Source organism: Serratia sp. K-E0102, assembly GCF_029962625.1.
GTDB lineage: Bacteria > Pseudomonadota > Gammaproteobacteria > Enterobacterales > Enterobacteriaceae > Serratia > Serratia sarumanii.
Genome location: NZ_CP124754.1, coordinates 384157 through 399640, shown reverse-complemented (window position 1 = coordinate 399640; position 15484 = coordinate 384157). Strand labels below are relative to the sequence as shown.

The window sequence follows — 15484 nt, the reverse complement described above, 5'->3', positions numbered from 1 at the left end:
CAGGCGTTTTTATAAACTGCCTACTGAAGCGGGTGTGAATACTAACCAAAGCCGCCAACCCGCGCAAGGGCAATTTGCAGCCGCCGGCGCGTTTGCGGAAAAAAACGCCAACAATCGCCTATTCGGGCTCAGCTGTGCCGAGCCCGATGGCTAACTGTCTGTTTTAACCGGCGGATTTCACCGCATCGGCAATGCGATGCGCCAGCGCGGTCACCTGCTGCTCGTCCTCGCCTTCCACCATTACGCGGATCAGCGGCTCGGTGCCCGATTTGCGCAGCAGCACCCGGCCGCGGCCGGCCAACTCGGCCTCTACCTGCTCGGTGACCTTGCGCACCGCGTCGGACTCCAGCGGATTGTGATCGCCGGCGAAGCGCACGTTGACCAGGATCTGCGGCAGCAGCTTCATGCCGCTGCACAGGTCATGCAGGCTCATGTGGTTGCGCACCATGGCGGTCAGCACCTGCAGCCCGGCCACGATGCCGTCACCGGTGGTGGTTTTGTCCAGCAGGATCACATGGCCGGAGTTTTCCGCACCGATGCGCCAGCCCAGTTCCTGCAGTTTTTCCAGCACGTAGCGGTCGCCCACTTTGGCGCGAGCGAACGGAATACCCAGCTGTTTCAGCGCCAGCTCCAGCCCCATATTGCTCATCAGGGTGCCGACCGCGCCGCCGCGCAGCTGGCCCTGACGCAGGCCTTCGCGGGCGATGATGTACAGGATCTGATCGCCGTCCACCTTGTTGCCCAGGTGATCCACCATCATCACGCGGTCGCCGTCGCCGTCAAACGCCAGGCCTACGTGCGCTTTTTCCTGCAGCACGCGCTCCTGCAGCTGACGCACGTCGGTAGCGCCGCACTTTTCGTTGATGTTCATGCCGTCCGGCTCAACGCCGATGGCGATCACCGTGGCGCCCAGCTCGCGCAGCACGCTCGGCGCGATGTGGTAGGTCGCCCCGTTGGCGCAGTCGACCACGATTTTCAGCCCCTTCAGGCTCAGCTCGCTCGGGAAGGTGCCTTTGCAGAATTCGATATAGCGGCCGGCGGCATCGATGATGCGGCTGGCTTTACCCAGCTCGGCGGACTCCACGCAGGTCAGCGGCTTTTCCATCTCGGCTTCGATAGCTTCTTCGACGTTGTCCGGCAGCTTGGCGCCGTCGATCGAGAAGAACTTGATGCCGTTGTCATAGAACGGGTTATGAGAAGCGGAAATGACGATGCCCGCTTCTGCGCGGAAGGTGCGCGTCAGATAAGCCACCGCCGGGGTGGGCATCGGCCCGGTGAAGGAGGCGGACAGCCCTGCGGCCGCCAGGCCGGCTTCCAGCGCGGACTCCAGCATATAGCCGGAGATGCGCGTATCCTTACCGATGATGATCTTGCGGGAACCGTGACGCGCCAGCACTTTACCGGCCGCCCAGCCCAGCTTCAGCACGAAGTCCGGCGTGATGGGGCTGTCCCCGACCTTGCCACGGATGCCGTCGGTGCCAAAATATTTGCGCTCGCTCATGTCTCTACTGTCCCTTAGCTGAAAGTGTTGCCTCGACGACACGCATCGCCTCGACGGTTTCTTTAACGTCATGCACTCTGACAATCTGCGCGCCCTGCATCGCCGCGATCACCGCGCAGGCCACGCTGCCGATCACCCGTTGATCCGGCGGCACGTTCAGCAGTTGCCCAATCATCGATTTACGCGACATACCGACCAATAGCGGCAAACCGAAACGATGAAACTCCGACAACCGCGCCAGAAGCTGATAGTTGTGCGCCAAATTTTTACCGAAACCGAAGCCTGGGTCGAGCAGCAATTTCTGATTTGTTATCCCCGCCTCGTTACAGCGCCGGATATGGTGCTCGAAAAACGCCTGAACGTCGGCGATCAGATCGTCGTAGTGCGGCGCCTGCTGCATGGTGCGCGGCTGCCCTTGCATATGCATCAGACAGACCGGCAGCCCGCTTTCCGCCGCCGCCGCCAGGGCACCCGGCTCCTGAAGTGAGCGAATGTCGTTGATCAGGTGTGCGCCGGCGTGCGCTGATTCGCGGATCACGCCCGCTTTCGAGGTATCGACAGAGATAAAGACTTCAAAACGCTGCGCCAGCGCTTCCACCACCGGCACGACCCGTTCCAACTCTTCCTCTTCACTCACCTCTGCCGCCCCCGGCCTTGTCGACTCGCCGCCGATATCGATCATCGTGGCGCCGGCCGAAATCAGCGCATGCGCGTGCAGTAATGCCTGGTTCAGGGTGTTGTGGCGGCCGCCGTCGGAAAACGAATCCGGCGTCACGTTGAGGATGCCCATCACCTGCGGATGGGAGAGATTGAGCGTCATGTCGCGCACGGTTAACTGCATGGTTGGTCCACCTTACTGTTGCCTGGTTCACTGCCCGCCGGGCAAAAAAAACCCCGGCGTACCGGGGTTTGATGTTATTACACAGCCGCAGTTACTTGTCGAGCTGTTCGGACATGGTGTTGCCCGGCGTTGGGGTGCGCGGCTCATCTACCGGCGTCGGGGCTTTCGGGGTGCCGCCGTTGTCGGAGCTGTTGCCTTTGTTCGCATCGTCCCAACCCGCAGGCGGACGCACGTCTTTGCGGTTCATCAGATCGTCGATCTGCGGCGCATCGATGGTTTCGTACTTCATCAGCGCATCCTTCATCGAGTGCAGGATGTCCATGTTTTCCATCAGCAGCGAGCGAGCACGCGTGTAGTTACGCTCGATCAGCGACTTCACTTCCTGGTCGATGATGCGCGCGGTTTCATCCGACATGTGCTTCGCCTTGGCCACGGAACGGCCCAGGAACACTTCGCCCTCTTCTTCCGCATACAGCAGCGGCCCCAGCTTCTCGGAGAAGCCCCACTGGGTCACCATGTTGCGGGCGATGGAGGTCGCCACTTTGATGTCGTTCGACGCACCGGTAGAGACTTTTTCCGGCCCGTAGATGATCTCTTCCGCCAGACGGCCACCGTACAGGGTGGAGATTTGGCTCTCCAGCTTCTGTCGGCTGGCGCTGATCGCATCCCCTTCCGGCAGGAAGAAGGTCACGCCGAGCGCACGGCCGCGAGGAATGATGGTCACCTTATGCACCGGATCGTGTTCAGGAACCAGGCGGCCAATGATGGCGTGGCCCGCTTCGTGATACGCGGTCGACTCTTTCTGCGCTTCGGTCATCACCATGGAGCGGCGTTCCGCACCCATCATGATCTTGTCTTTGGCTTTCTCGAACTCCACCATCGACACCACGCGCTTGTTGCCGCGGGCGGCGAACAGCGCCGCTTCGTTGACCAGGTTAGCCAGATCGGCACCGGAGAAGCCCGGCGTACCGCGCGCAATGACGGAGGCGTCGATGTCGGCCGCCAACGGCACGCGGCGCATGTGCACCTTCAGGATCTGCTCACGGCCACGCACATCCGGCAGCCCGACCACGACCTGACGGTCGAAACGGCCCGGGCGCAGCAGCGCAGGGTCAAGCACGTCCGGACGGTTGGTGGCCGCGATGACGATGATGCCTTCGTTGCCTTCGAAACCGTCCATCTCAACCAGCATCTGGTTCAGGGTCTGTTCGCGCTCATCGTGACCGCCACCCAGGCCGGCGCCACGCTGGCGACCGACGGCGTCGATTTCATCGATGAAGATGATGCACGGCGCGGCTTTCTTCGCTTGCTCGAACATGTCGCGCACGCGGGATGCGCCCACACCGACGAACATTTCGACGAAGTCGGAACCGGAAATGGTGAAGAACGGCACCTTCGCTTCGCCGGCGATCGCTTTCGCCAACAGCGTTTTACCGGTCCCCGGTGGGCCAACCATCAGCACGCCTTTCGGGATCTTGCCGCCCAATTTCTGGAAACGGCTCGGCTCGCGCAGGTATTCCACCAGTTCGCTCACCTCTTCTTTCGCTTCGTCACAACCGGCGACATCGGCGAAAGTGGTCTTGATCTGGTCTTCCGTCAGCATGCGGGCCTTGCTCTTGCCGAAGGACATCGCGCCCTTGCCGCCGCCGCCCTGCATTTGCCGCATAAAGAAGATCCAGACCCCGATCAGCAACAGCATCGGGAACCAGGAGATAAAGATAGAAGCCAGCAGGCTCGGCTCTTCAGGCGGCTCGCCGACAACTTTCACATTCTTCGTTAACAACGTATCCAGCAACTTAGGATCGTTGACAGGGATGTAGGTCGTGTATTTGTTACTGTCTTTCTTGGTAACGTTAATTTCACGTCCGTTGATTCGCGCTTCGCGAACCTGGTCCTGGGTCAGTTCGGACATGAAGGTAGAGTAATCCACCCTACGGCCATTCGACTCGCTGGGCCCAAAGCTCTGGAATACAGACATCAACACTACCGCGATGACTAACCAGAGAATTAGGTTTTTCGCCATGTCACTCAAGGGATTAACCTCATCTTACAACTGTGTTAACAAACAGCGTTAGGGTACTACAGTTTGCGCCCTGTCGCTACAATGTACACTTCGCGCGAACGGGCGCGGGAAGCGTCTGGCTTACGAATCTTAACCTTCGTAAACAGGGAGCGAATTTCCCGTAGGTACTCGTCAAAGCCATCTCCCTGGAACACCTTCACCAGGAAACTTCCGCCTGGTGCGAGGACATCCCGACACATATCCAGCGCCAACTCCACCAGATACATCGACCTTGGAATATCGACCGCCGGGGTGCCACTCATATTCGGGGCCATATCGGACATGACCACCTGAACCTTACTCTCGCCTACTCGTTCCAACAGCGCCTTCAGCACCAGTTCATCACGAAAATCGCCCTGAAGGAAATCGACGCCAACGATAGGATCCATTGGCAAAATATCACAGGCGATGATGCGCCCGGTACCGCCGATTTGGGTGACCACATACTGCGACCAGCCGCCCGGCGCGGCGCCGAGATCCACCACGGTCATGCCCGGTTTGAACAGTTTGTCGCTCTGCTGTATTTCATCAAGTTTAAACCAGGCGCGGGAACGCAGTCCCTTTTTCTGCGCCTGCTGTACATATTTATCGCTAAAGTGTTCTTGTAACCAGCGACTGGAGCTAGCCGAACGCTTTTTATTAGCCATCTCGTTTTCCAACTATCATAAAAAGAGTCTTATGTCAGGGTCGCTGCTCACGTAGACTCACACCGGTGAAGACCGATTTGGTGATATACATGAGATGGCGGTAGAATGTACCGTTTTCAATCCCAACTTAAGCAAAAAAGACAATGAATCTGAATAATAAACAAAAACAGCACCTGAAAGGCCTGGCGCATCCGTTAAAACCGGTGGTGATGCTGGGCAATAACGGTCTTACCGAAGGGGTGCTGGCTGAAATTGAACAGGCTCTGGAGCATCACGAGCTGATCAAGGTAAAAATCGCCGCTGAAGATCGCGAAACCAAAACCCTGATCGCCGATGCTATCGTGCGTGAAACGGGCGCCTGCAATGTGCAAGTTATCGGCAGTACGCTTATTCTTTACCGCCCGTCGAAAGAGCGCAAGATCAGTCTACCGCGTTAATAACCATCAGGTTAACGAAAAGGTGCCATGCGCCTGACCAAGATAAAAGGCCGCTTGCGGCCTTTTTCCTATCTTTACAAAACGTTGGCGCATTAATGACCAACGGCCTCGATCAGAGATACTCAACCTTCAGGATCTCATACTCGACGTCGCCGCCAGGGGTTTTGATCACCACCACATCGTCTTGCTCTTTGCCGATCAGGCCGCGCGCCATCGGCGAGTTTACCGAAATCAGATTTTTCTTGAAATCGGCCTCATCGTCGCCAACGATGCGGTAAGTCACTTCTTCTTCACTGTCCAGATTCATCACCGATACGGTGGCGCCGAAGATCACTCGGCCGGTGTTCGGCATCTTGGTGATATCGATCACCTGAGCATTGGACAGCTTGGCTTCGATTTCCTGAATGCGGCCTTCGCAGAAACCCTGCTGTTCGCGGGCGGCGTGGTACTCGGCATTCTCTTTCAAATCGCCGTGCTCGCGCGCCTCAGCGATGTCCGCAATGATTTTCGGGCGGCGCACGCTTTTCAGGTATTCGAGCTCTTCGCGCAGTTTTTCAGCGCCAAACAAGGTCATCGGAATTTGGTTCATCGTATAAATACCTCTAAATCTTTCCTGTTCAAATAACCGTCATCCTGACGTATTCGTATGAAAACACGGTTGGCATACCGCCACCCGCCTCCAGGCGACAAACAAAAGAAACCTGACTCGGAACGGAGCCCAAGCCAAGATCGGTTTTGCATTTTGATACGCATTTTAGCCTAGAGTTCCTTGAGGGTCATCGTTTACTTTTTCCCTGATTGCACCGTAGTATGACGGCACGTTATCCAGCTGTTATCCCGAGATTATGCGTTTTTCACGAATTGTCAGTGCATTGGCTTGCGCATTTGTTCTGAATGCGAATGCGGCCCCGGTTGAAGAGTACACACAATATCTGCCTGATGGGGCCAACCTTGCCCTGGTCGTTCAGAAAATCGGTGCCAGCGCGCCGACGATCGATTATCACTCTCAGCAGATGGCGCTGCCGGCCAGTACCCAAAAAGTGCTGACGGCGCTGGCGGCATTGCTGCAACTCGGGCCCGATTACCGTTTCACCACCACGCTGGAGAGCCAGGGCGATATCCGCGACGGCGTGCTGCGCGGCAACCTGATCGCCCGCTTCAGCGGCGATCCGACCTTCAAACGCCAGAGCCTGCGCAATATGGTGGCCGTCCTGAAGAAACAGGGCGTGCGCCAAATCAGCGGCGACGTGCTGGTCGATACCTCGGTCTTCGCCAGCCATGACAAGGCGCCCGGCTGGCCGTGGAACGATCTGACGCAGTGCTTCAGCGCGCCGCCGGCCGCCGCCATCGTCGATCGCAACTGTTTCTCGGTTTCGCTGTACAGCGCGCCTAATCCGGGCGACATGGCGTTTATCCGCGTCGCCTCCTATTATCCGGTCAATATGTTTAGCCAGGTGCGCACCCTGGCGCGCGGCTCCGCTGACGCGCAGTACTGCGAACTGGACGTGGTGCCGGGCGAGCTGAACCGCTTTACCCTGACCGGCTGCCTGACGCAGCGCAGCGAACCGCTGCCGTTGGCCTTCGCCATCCAGGATGGCGCCAGCTACGCGGGCGCCATCCTGAAAGACGAACTGATCCAGGCCGGCATCCAGATCGACGGGCACTTGAAACGCCAGACGCGTCCCGGCATCACCGGCACGGTGATCGCGCAAACCCAGTCGGCGCCGCTGCACGATCTGTTGAAGATCATGCTGAAAAAATCGGACAACATGATCGCCGATACCGTTTTCCGCACCATCGGCCACGAACGCTTCGGCGTGCCGGGCACCTGGCGAGCGGGTGCCGATGCGGTACGCCAGGTGCTGCGCCAGAAGGCCGGCATCGATCTGGGCAACACCATCATCGCCGACGGCTCCGGCCTGTCGCGCCACAACCTGCTGGCGCCGGCGACCATGATGCAGGCGCTGCAGTACATCGCGCAGCACGACAACGAGCTGAACTTCATCTCGATGCTGCCGCTGTCCGGCTATGACGGTACCCTGCGCTATCGCGGCGGCCTGCACGAAGCCGGCGTCGACGGCAAAGTGTCGGCCAAGACCGGCGCGCTGCAGGGCGTGTACAACCTGGCGGGCTTCATCACCACCGCCAGCGGCCAGCGCATGGCCTTCGTGCAGTATCTCTCCGGCTACGCCGTGCCGCCGGAGGATCAGAAACAGCGCCGCGCGCCGCTGGTGCGTTTCGAAAGCCGCCTGTATCGGGATATTTACCAAAACAACTGAGGATCATCATGAAGCTGCTGGTCGTTGAGGATGATGAACTGTTGCAACAGGGGCTGGCGCTGGCGCTGACCGGCGAAGGTTACGTCTGCGACTGCGCCGCCACGGCGGCGGAGGCCAACAGCCTGCTCATCACCAGCCAATACAGCATGGTGATCCTGGATCTCGGCCTGCCGGACACCGACGGCGCCGCGCTGCTGCGGCAGTGGCGCCGCCAACAGATCGATCTGCCGGTGCTGATCCTGACCGCCCGCGACGCGCTGGAAGACCGCGTCGACGGGCTGGACGCCGGCGCCGACGACTACCTGGTCAAACCCTTCGCGCTGGTCGAGCTGCAGGCGCGCGTGCGCGCCCTCCTGCGGCGCTACCAGGGGCACAGCGACAATCTGATGCAGGTGGACGATCTGCAGCTGAACCTCTCCAGCCAGCAGGTTTACCTGCAGCAGCAGCCGGTGGAGGTCACGCCGAAAGAGTTCGCCATTCTGGCGCGTCTTATCATGCGTGCCGGGCAGACGGTCAACCGTGAACTCCTGCAGCAGGATCTCTATACCTGGCAAGACGATTTAGGTTCCAACACGCTGGAAGTACACATTCACAACCTGCGCCGCAAACTGGGCAAGGATCGCATCCGCACCGTGCGCGGCATCGGCTACCGCCTGGAACCCTCCTCATGATCAGCATGCGCCGCCGCCTGCTGCTGATGCTGGCGCTGATCCTGCTGGTCACGCAACTCATCAGCGCCTTCTGGCTGTGGCACGAAAGCCGGGAACAGATCGGCTTCCTGGTGGACGAAACCCTGTCCGCCAAAGTGCGTACCGAACGCGTCGATAGCGAGATCGCCGAGGCCATCGCGTCGCTGTTGGCGCCTTCGCTGATCATGATGATCGTCACGCTGCTGGCGTCGTTTTGGGCCATCAGTTGGATCATCCGCCCGCTCAACCAATTGCAGAAACGGCTGGAAAAGCGCTCTGCCGATAACCTGACGCCGCTGCCGATCGCCAGCGACAGCCAGGAAATGGTGGCGGTCACCAATGCACTCAATCAGCTGTTCTCACGATTGGACAACACCATTCAACAGGAACGCCTGTTCACCGCCGACGCCGCCCACGAGCTGCGCACGCCGTTGGCCGGCATCCGCCTGCATCTGGAACTGATGGAGAAACAGGGCGTCAAGGGCAGCCAGGCGCTGATCGCCCGCATCGATCAACTGATGCACACCGTCGAGCAGTTGCTGATGCTGTCGCGCGCCGGGCAAGACTTCGCCCGCGGCCATTATCAGCATGTCGATTGGGTGGCCGATGTGATCCAGCCGCTGCGTGAAGAGCTCGACGAAATGGCCACCCAACGCGCGCAGACGCTGGACTGGCACTTGCCGGCTACTGCCACAGTAAACGGCGATCCGGTGCTGCTGCGGCTGCTGCTGCGCAACCTGGTCGAAAACGCCCACCGTTACGGCCCTGAAGGCGGCGCGATACAGGTGCAGTTAACGCCGCAAGACAACGGCTATCTGCTGCAAGTCATCGACGATGGCCCGGGGATCAAGGAAGAGATGGTCGGGGAGCTGACGCAGGCGTTTCGCCGCATGGATCAACGCTACGGCGGCAGTGGGCTGGGCCTGAATATCGTGATCCGCATCGTGCAGTTGCACCAGGGGCGTTTGACGCTGGAAAACCGCCGCGATGCGCGCGGCCTGAACGCCCAGTGCTGGCTGCCGGAAAAGGCGCTTAAATAACAAGGGCCCAGCGTTGCTGAGCCCCTTATCACCGAATTACTTCTGGTAAATGATTTCGACGCCTTCGTCGTCGTCTTCGTCCCAGTCGTCATCCCAGTCATCTTCCGCTTCGGCTTCCACTTCCGCGATTTGCTCGCGGTGGTAGTCATCCCACATGAATTCGACTTTTTCCGGTGCGCTTTCTTCGATCGCCATCGCTTTCGGCTGGGTGTTGATGAAGTTCATCACGTCCCAGCACAGCGCGTTGACGCCTTCGCGGTTGGCGGCGGAGATCATGTAGTACTTCCCTTCCCAGCCCATGCCTTCCACAATCGCCTTGGCGCGTTCGGCGGCTTCTTCCTCACCAATCACATCAATTTTGTTGAACACCAGCCAGCGAGGCTTCTGCGCCAGATTTTCGCTGTATTGGTTCAACTCGTTGATGATGACTTTGGCGTTCTCCACCGGATCGGATTCGTCGATCGGCGCGATGTCCACCAGGTGCAGCAGCACGCGGCAACGCTCCAGGTGTTTCAGGAAGCGAATGCCCAGGCCAGCGCCTTCGGAGGCGCCCTCGATCAGCCCCGGAATGTCGGCGACCACAAAGCTCTGCTCATGGTCCATACGCACCACGCCCAGGCTCGGCACCAGCGTAGTGAACGGATAATCGGCCACCTTCGGCTTGGCGGCGGACACCGCGCGAATGAAGGTCGATTTGCCGGCGTTCGGCAGCCCCAGCATGCCTACATCGGCCAGCAGCAACAGCTCCAGCAACAGGTCGCGCGCTTCGCCAGCGGTACCCAGCGTCTTCTGACGCGGTGCACGGTTGACCGAAGATTTGAAACGGGTGTTGCCCAGGCCGTGCCAGCCGCCTTTGGCGACCATCAGCTTCTGCTCGTGGCGGGTCATGTCGCCGAGGATCTCGCCGGTGCCCTGATCCTTCACGCGCGTGCCGACCGGCACCTTGATGATGACGTCTTTACCGCGTTTACCGGTACAGTCGCGGCTCTGGCCATTCTGGCCGCGCTCGGCGCGGAAAGACTTCTCAAAGCGATAGTCGATAAGAGTGTTGAGGTTCTCGTCCGCCAGCAGGTAGACGTCGCCGCCGTCGCCGCCGTCGCCGCCGTCAGGCCCACCGTTGGGGATATATTTTTCGCGGCGGAAGCTGACGCATCCGTTGCCGCCGTCGCCTGCAACGACCAAAATCGCTGCTTCATCTACAAACTTCATTTACCGTCTCCGTAAATCATTCACCGGGCTGCTTCAAAGGAGCAACCAGGGGGGGTTCTGCCCGTCGCGGCCACCACCGGTGACCAATTGCGGAAAACATGGCGCCCGCCACAACCACAAACGCACCGACATAGCCGACAATGTTCAGCGTCGGCGCGGCGAATGCCTGGGGCCAGGCCAACGCCAATAAATCTGAAAACAGCAGGGTAAACAGCGGGGTCAGCGTCACCAACGCGCTTACCTGCGCCGCCTGCCAACGCGCCATCGCCTCTGCCAGCGCGCCGTAGCCGATCAGCGTATTGGCGCCGCAAAACAGCAAACACGCCAATTGCCAGCCGCTCAGCTGGAAAATCACCTCGGGTTTGGCCAGAGGGAACAACGCCATCGCACATAAAGTGTACAACATAACCAGGATCTGCGGCGAAGCCAGCCGGCGCAGCAACACCTTCTGCGCCACGCCATAGCTCACCCAGACCATCGCCGCGCACACGCCCAGCATGACGCCCAGCGTGTAGTCCGTCAGCCGGGTGAAGATCTCTATCAGACTGACGTTGAAAAACAGCATCAGTCCGCAAATCAGCATCAGGGCGCCAATGACCTGGGTGACGCGCATGCGTTCTTTTAAAATCAGCACGCTGGCGAACATCATGCCCACCGGCGACAGCTGGCCAATCACCTGCGACGCCGTCGGGCTCAGGTATTGCAGCGAGGAGCTGAAGAACACAAAGTTGCCCAGCAGCCCCGCCGTCGCGATCGTCAACAGCAGCAGCCAACGCGGCTGGCGGAACATCGTCAGCGGCGGCAGCTTGCCGCGCACCGCGAGGATCGCGCCCAAACCGATGGCGGCCATGGTAAAGCGATACCAGACAACGGTAAACGGCTCCATCACCACCAACACTTCTTTCATCGCAATCGGCAACGCGCCCCAGCAAACCGCCGTGGTTAACGCCAGAGAAATGCCAACGCCGACCTGCTGCTTCGTATCCATATCACCTTCGCCAACGCTGACGGGCCTGCCCTCAGGCAACCCATAAATGTAAAAAGCCCCGCAACGAATTGCGGGGCTTACATCTATTTCGTAAGGCTCGAAAAATTATTCAGCTTCGATGCTGATGAATTTACGATTGCTCGGGCCTTTAACTTCGAATTTGACTTTACCGTCTTTCAAAGCAAACAGAGTGTGGTCTTTGCCGCAACCCACGTTGGTACCAGCGTGGAATTTGGTGCCGCGCTGACGAACGATGATGCTGCCTGCCAGTACTGCTTCGCCGCCAAAGCGTTTTACGCCCAGACGTTTAGCTTCTGAATCGCGACCGTTACGAGTCGAGCCGCCAGCCTTTTTGTGTGCCATTAATCCGCTCTCCTAACTTAAGCGCTGATGCCGGTGATTTTAACGTCAGTGAACCACTGACGGTGGCCCTGCTGCTTACGGTGGTGTTTACGACGACGAAACTTAACAATTTTAATTTTCTCGCCACGACCGTGAGCAACGACTTCAGCTTTGATCTTGCCGCCATCGACGAAAGGAACGCCGATTTTGATATCTTCGCCATTAGCGATCATCAGAATCTGGTCAAACTCAACCGCTTCACCAGTTGCGATGTCCAGCTTTTCCAAGCGAACGGTCTGACCTTCGCTTACTCGGTGTTGTTTACCACCACTTTGGAAAACCGCGTACATATAAAACTCCGCTTTCCGCGTGCCCGACTGTGTTAGTTCAGAGCGCGCTATAAATATTCACAATAGGGCGCGAATTCTACGCAAAAAAGCAGCGCATGACAAGAGCAGAATAAGACCAGAACAAGAAAAAAGAAGAAAAAAAGCGCAGTTTCTTTCGTGGCGTTTATCTGAACCGTTTTTCAAGTACAATCATAGGGACAGTTACCGCCATGTACCGATGTGAGCAGCGATCTCAACGCGGTGAAGAGAAACACAGCTGAAAAAAATACAATGAACCTAGAGCAAATTACCGAGTTAACCGCGCAAGATATGGCGGCCGTGAACGCAACAATTCTCGAACAGCTGAATTCCGATGTCACGCTCATCAATCAGCTTGGCTATTACATTATCAGCGGTGGCGGTAAGCGCATCCGGCCGATGATCGCCGTCCTGGCGGCGCGGGCATTGGGCTATGAAGGCAGCAAGCACGTCACCGTGGCCGCCCTGATCGAATTCATCCATACCGCCACGCTGCTGCATGACGACGTCGTTGACGAATCGGACATGCGCCGCGGCAAAGCCACCGCCAACGCGGCGTTCGGCAACGCCGCCAGCGTGCTGGTCGGCGACTTTATCTACACCCGCGCCTTCCAGATGATGACCAGCCTGGAATCCCTGCGCGTGCTGGCGCTGATGTCGGAAGCGGTCAACGTCATCGCCGAAGGTGAAGTGCTGCAGTTGATGAACGTGCACGATCCCGACATCAGCGAAGAAAGCTATATGCGGGTGATCTACAGCAAAACCGCCCGTCTGTTTGAGGCGGCGGCGCAATCGTCGGCGATCCTGTCCGGCGCCAGCGCTGAGCAAGAACGGGCGCTGCAAGACTATGGCCGCTACCTCGGCACCGCTTTCCAGCTGATCGACGATCTGCTCGACTACAGCGCCGACGGCAGCACCCTGGGCAAAAACACCGGCGACGATCTGAACGAAGGGAAACCGACCCTGCCGCTGCTGCACGCGATGCACAACGGCGACGACGCCCAGCGTGACATGATCCGCGGCGCGATTGAGCAAGGCAACGGCCGTCACCTGTTGGAGCCGGTGCTGCAGGCGATGCAGCAATGCGGTTCACTGGAATACACCCGCAAACGCGCCGAGGAAGAGGCCGACAAGGCGATCGCCGCGCTGCAGGCATTGCCGGCATCGGAGCACCGCACGGCGCTGGAGGGCCTGGCCCATCTGGCGGTGCAACGCGACTTTTAAGAAATTAATGTTTCTTAAAAACCATCAGGCCCGCATACGCGGGCCTGCCTAGGTATTGCTCTCTTCGTCGATACGCGCCAGCAGGCCGCCGATCCCTTCCCGCATCAGGAAAGCCACCATTTTCTCGCGCTCGCTTTCCGTCAAATGGTAGTAATACTCGATCCAGACCGCCAACGGATCCTGACGCTCTACGTCATATGCCGCCCCGTCTTCCTTCAGCACCAGCAGGTTACGTACGTCTGAAGGCAGGCTGTCGATATGGTACTCCAACGCTTTTCCCTGCACGCCTTTACGCCTGCGGCTGATCCAGCCTTCGCGCCGGGCCATCAGATTGATTCCCTGTGGTGAGGAAGGTAATCCTGCGATGCCTGTCAGTTCCTTGGCGGCAAACCACTCTTTTTTCATAGCCATCATCTCTGGGCAATAGTGGGCAACGTCATTTTTTGGAAATTACTTGGGTATTTTTTAGGAAATTTAATGGTATTCTGGTTTCCGAATAAGCGTTTCACGTTGTTCATGCGCTTAACCTTGACCCGTTAGTTATACCACTAACGCAACTTTGGCTAATCAGAAAAGGAATGTAAACATGAATTCAAGGAACCCAGATTGGCATCCGGCAGATATCATCGCGGCGCTACGCAAGCAGGGCACCACGCTGGCGGCAGTGTCGCGCAAGGCCGGATTAAGCTCATCGACGCTGGCCAACGCGCTGTCGCGCCCGTGGCCGAAGGGGGAATGGCTGATCGCCGAAGCGATAGGCGTCCACCCCTCGGAGATCTGGCCAAGCCGCTATTACGATCCGCACAGCGATTGCCTGCTGGATCGCAAGGCGCGTATCAAATCGTGAACGCGGAGCAAAAAAAACCGCCGGAACAGCGTCCGGCGGCGTTTATCGGCTGACTATCGGCGTCGATCAGTTATTGATGAACTTCTCGCCCAGTTCGATATCTTTGTGCAGCACGTCCAGCATCTCGTTCAGCGCTTTCTGCTCGAAGGCGCTCAGGGTGCCGATATCCTTGCGCTCTTCAACGCCGTTCTTGCCCATCACCAGCGGCTGTGCGAAGAAGCGAGCGTATTTGCCGTCGCCTTCAACGTAAGCGCATTCCACAACGCCTTTCTCGCCCTGCAGCGCACGCACCAGAGACAGACCGAAACGGGCGGCCGCCTGGCCCATGGACAGCGTTGCAGACCCGCCGCCGGCTTTGGCTTCCACCACTTCGGTACCGGCGTTCTGAATACGCTTGGTCAGATCCGCCACTTCCTGATCGGTGAAGCTCACGCCTGGGATCTGCGACAGCAGAGGCAGGATGGTCACGCCAGAGTGGCCGCCGATGACCGGCACGTTCAGCTCTTCCGGCTGCTTGCCTTTCAGCTCGGCCACGAAGGTGTTGGAACGGATGATATCCAGCGAAGTCACGCCGAACAGTTTGTTCTTGTCGTAAACGCCGGCTTTTTTCAGCACTTCCGCCGCGATGGCGACCGTAGTGTTAACCGGGTTGGTGATGATGCCGATGCAGGCTTTCGGGCAGGTTTTCGCCACTTGTTCAATCAGGTTACGCACGATGCCGGCGTTAACGTTGAACAGGTCAGAGCGATCCATGCCTGGCTTACGGGCCACGCCGGCGGAAATCAGCACCACGTCCGCACCTTGCAGAGCCGGGGTCGCGTCTTCGCCGCTGAAGCCTTTGATTTTAACTGCGGTTGGGATGTGGCTTAAGTCGACGGCAACGCCTGGGGTAACGGGGGCAATGTCGTAGAGAGAGAGTTCAGAACCTGAAGGAAGCTGGGTTTTGAGTAGAAGGGCGAGGGCCTGGCCGATACCGCCAGCAGCACCGAGAACTGCAACTTTCATCCTAT

At 58.7% G+C, this 15484-nt stretch carries 17 protein-coding genes; 6 read left to right on the top strand and 11 right to left on the bottom strand.

Features of this window, described 5'->3' with window-relative positions; translation table 11 throughout:
* Nucleotides 1–163: 163 nt before the first annotated feature.
* From glmM to rlmE, 4 genes are all read right to left on the bottom strand, one after another.
* Entirely contained in the window at nucleotides 164–1501 is a 1338-nt protein-coding gene (gene glmM, locus SSARUM2_RS01820) for a phosphoglucosamine mutase (protein WP_033636821.1), read from the bottom strand.
* Between the two features lie 4 nt (nucleotides 1502–1505).
* Nucleotides 1506–2342: a dihydropteroate synthase gene (gene folP, locus SSARUM2_RS01815; protein WP_033648673.1), complete on the bottom strand. Its 837-nt coding sequence runs from the start codon at nucleotides 2340–2342 to the stop codon at nucleotides 1506–1508.
* 91 nt (nucleotides 2343–2433) lie between these two features.
* A complete protein-coding gene (gene ftsH / locus SSARUM2_RS01810; protein ID WP_004933529.1) occupies nucleotides 2434–4365 on the bottom strand; it encodes an ATP-dependent zinc metalloprotease FtsH in 1932 nt (643 codons plus the stop codon).
* 56 nt (nucleotides 4366–4421) lie between these two features.
* Entirely contained in the window at nucleotides 4422–5051 is a 630-nt protein-coding gene (gene rlmE / locus SSARUM2_RS01805) for a 23S rRNA (uridine(2552)-2'-O)-methyltransferase RlmE (RefSeq protein ID WP_004933533.1), read from the bottom strand.
* 143 nt (nucleotides 5052–5194) lie between these two features.
* Between rlmE and yhbY the strand changes: the two genes are divergently transcribed.
* Nucleotides 5195–5488, top strand: a complete 294-nt coding sequence (gene yhbY / locus SSARUM2_RS01800) for a ribosome assembly RNA-binding protein YhbY (protein ID WP_004933536.1) — start codon at nucleotides 5195–5197, stop codon at nucleotides 5486–5488.
* 112 nt (nucleotides 5489–5600) lie between these two features.
* Here the strand turns inward: yhbY and greA are convergent, their stop codons facing one another.
* A complete protein-coding gene (gene greA / locus SSARUM2_RS01795) occupies nucleotides 5601–6077 on the bottom strand; it encodes a transcription elongation factor GreA (RefSeq protein ID WP_004933539.1) in 477 nt (158 codons plus the stop codon).
* 256 nt (nucleotides 6078–6333) lie between these two features.
* Here greA and dacB point away from each other — a divergent pair, with 256 nt between their 5' ends.
* Genes dacB through pmrB form a run of 3 tightly spaced genes read left to right on the top strand, consistent with a single transcriptional unit; the run spans nucleotide 6334 to nucleotide 9496 of the window.
* Complete coding sequence (gene dacB, locus SSARUM2_RS01790) at nucleotides 6334–7767, top strand: serine-type D-Ala-D-Ala carboxypeptidase (protein ID WP_049195389.1); 1434 nt, start codon at nucleotides 6334–6336, stop codon at nucleotides 7765–7767.
* An 8-nt stretch (nucleotides 7768–7775) separates the two neighbouring features.
* The gene (gene pmrA / locus SSARUM2_RS01785) at nucleotides 7776–8438 is read left to right on the top strand and encodes a two-component system response regulator PmrA (RefSeq protein WP_033648677.1); all 663 of its coding nucleotides are present in this window, start codon (nucleotides 7776–7778) and stop codon (nucleotides 8436–8438) included.
* Nucleotides 8435–9496, top strand: coding sequence for a two-component system sensor histidine kinase PmrB (pmrB, locus tag SSARUM2_RS01780; RefSeq protein ID WP_060439168.1), 1062 nt, complete (start codon nucleotides 8435–8437; stop codon nucleotides 9494–9496). Before pmrA ends, pmrB begins: the two co-directional genes overlap by 4 nt.
* 36 nt (nucleotides 9497–9532) lie before the next feature.
* On the opposite strand, the gene cgtA is transcribed toward pmrB, so the two are convergent.
* The 4 genes from cgtA to rplU form a co-directional block, all read right to left on the bottom strand.
* Nucleotides 9533–10705: an Obg family GTPase CgtA gene (gene cgtA / locus SSARUM2_RS01775; RefSeq protein ID WP_004933553.1), complete on the bottom strand. Its 1173-nt coding sequence runs from the start codon at nucleotides 10703–10705 to the stop codon at nucleotides 9533–9535.
* A gap of 16 nt (nucleotides 10706–10721) precedes the next feature.
* Nucleotides 10722–11693, bottom strand: coding sequence for a DMT family transporter (locus SSARUM2_RS01770; RefSeq protein WP_060439169.1), 972 nt, complete (start codon nucleotides 11691–11693; stop codon nucleotides 10722–10724).
* A 105-nt stretch (nucleotides 11694–11798) separates the two neighbouring features.
* The gene (gene rpmA / locus SSARUM2_RS01765) at nucleotides 11799–12056 is read right to left on the bottom strand and encodes a 50S ribosomal protein L27 (protein WP_004933559.1); all 258 of its coding nucleotides are present in this window, start codon (nucleotides 12054–12056) and stop codon (nucleotides 11799–11801) included.
* A gap of 17 nt (nucleotides 12057–12073) precedes the next feature.
* Nucleotides 12074–12385: a 50S ribosomal protein L21 gene (gene rplU / locus SSARUM2_RS01760; protein WP_004933561.1), complete on the bottom strand. Its 312-nt coding sequence runs from the start codon at nucleotides 12383–12385 to the stop codon at nucleotides 12074–12076.
* A 270-nt stretch (nucleotides 12386–12655) separates the two neighbouring features.
* Between rplU and ispB the strand changes: the two genes are divergently transcribed.
* Nucleotides 12656–13627 (top strand): octaprenyl diphosphate synthase, encoded by a 972-nt coding sequence (ispB, locus tag SSARUM2_RS01755; RefSeq protein ID WP_033636815.1) that lies wholly within the window; start codon nucleotides 12656–12658, stop codon nucleotides 13625–13627.
* 48 nt (nucleotides 13628–13675) lie between these two features.
* Here the strand turns inward: ispB and SSARUM2_RS01750 are convergent, their stop codons facing one another.
* Nucleotides 13676–14032, bottom strand: coding sequence for a DNA-binding protein (locus SSARUM2_RS01750; RefSeq protein ID WP_033655297.1), 357 nt, complete (start codon nucleotides 14030–14032; stop codon nucleotides 13676–13678).
* 181 nt (nucleotides 14033–14213) lie between these two features.
* On the opposite strand from SSARUM2_RS01750, the gene SSARUM2_RS01745 reads away from it, so the two are divergent.
* Complete coding sequence (locus SSARUM2_RS01745) at nucleotides 14214–14474, top strand: helix-turn-helix transcriptional regulator (RefSeq protein WP_033636812.1); 261 nt, start codon at nucleotides 14214–14216, stop codon at nucleotides 14472–14474.
* Nucleotides 14475–14540: 66 nt separating this feature from the next.
* Here the strand turns inward: SSARUM2_RS01745 and mdh are convergent, their stop codons facing one another.
* Entirely contained in the window at nucleotides 14541–15479 is a 939-nt protein-coding gene (gene mdh, locus SSARUM2_RS01740) for a malate dehydrogenase (RefSeq protein WP_060431080.1), read from the bottom strand.
* Between the last annotated feature and the right edge of the window lie 5 nt (nucleotides 15480–15484).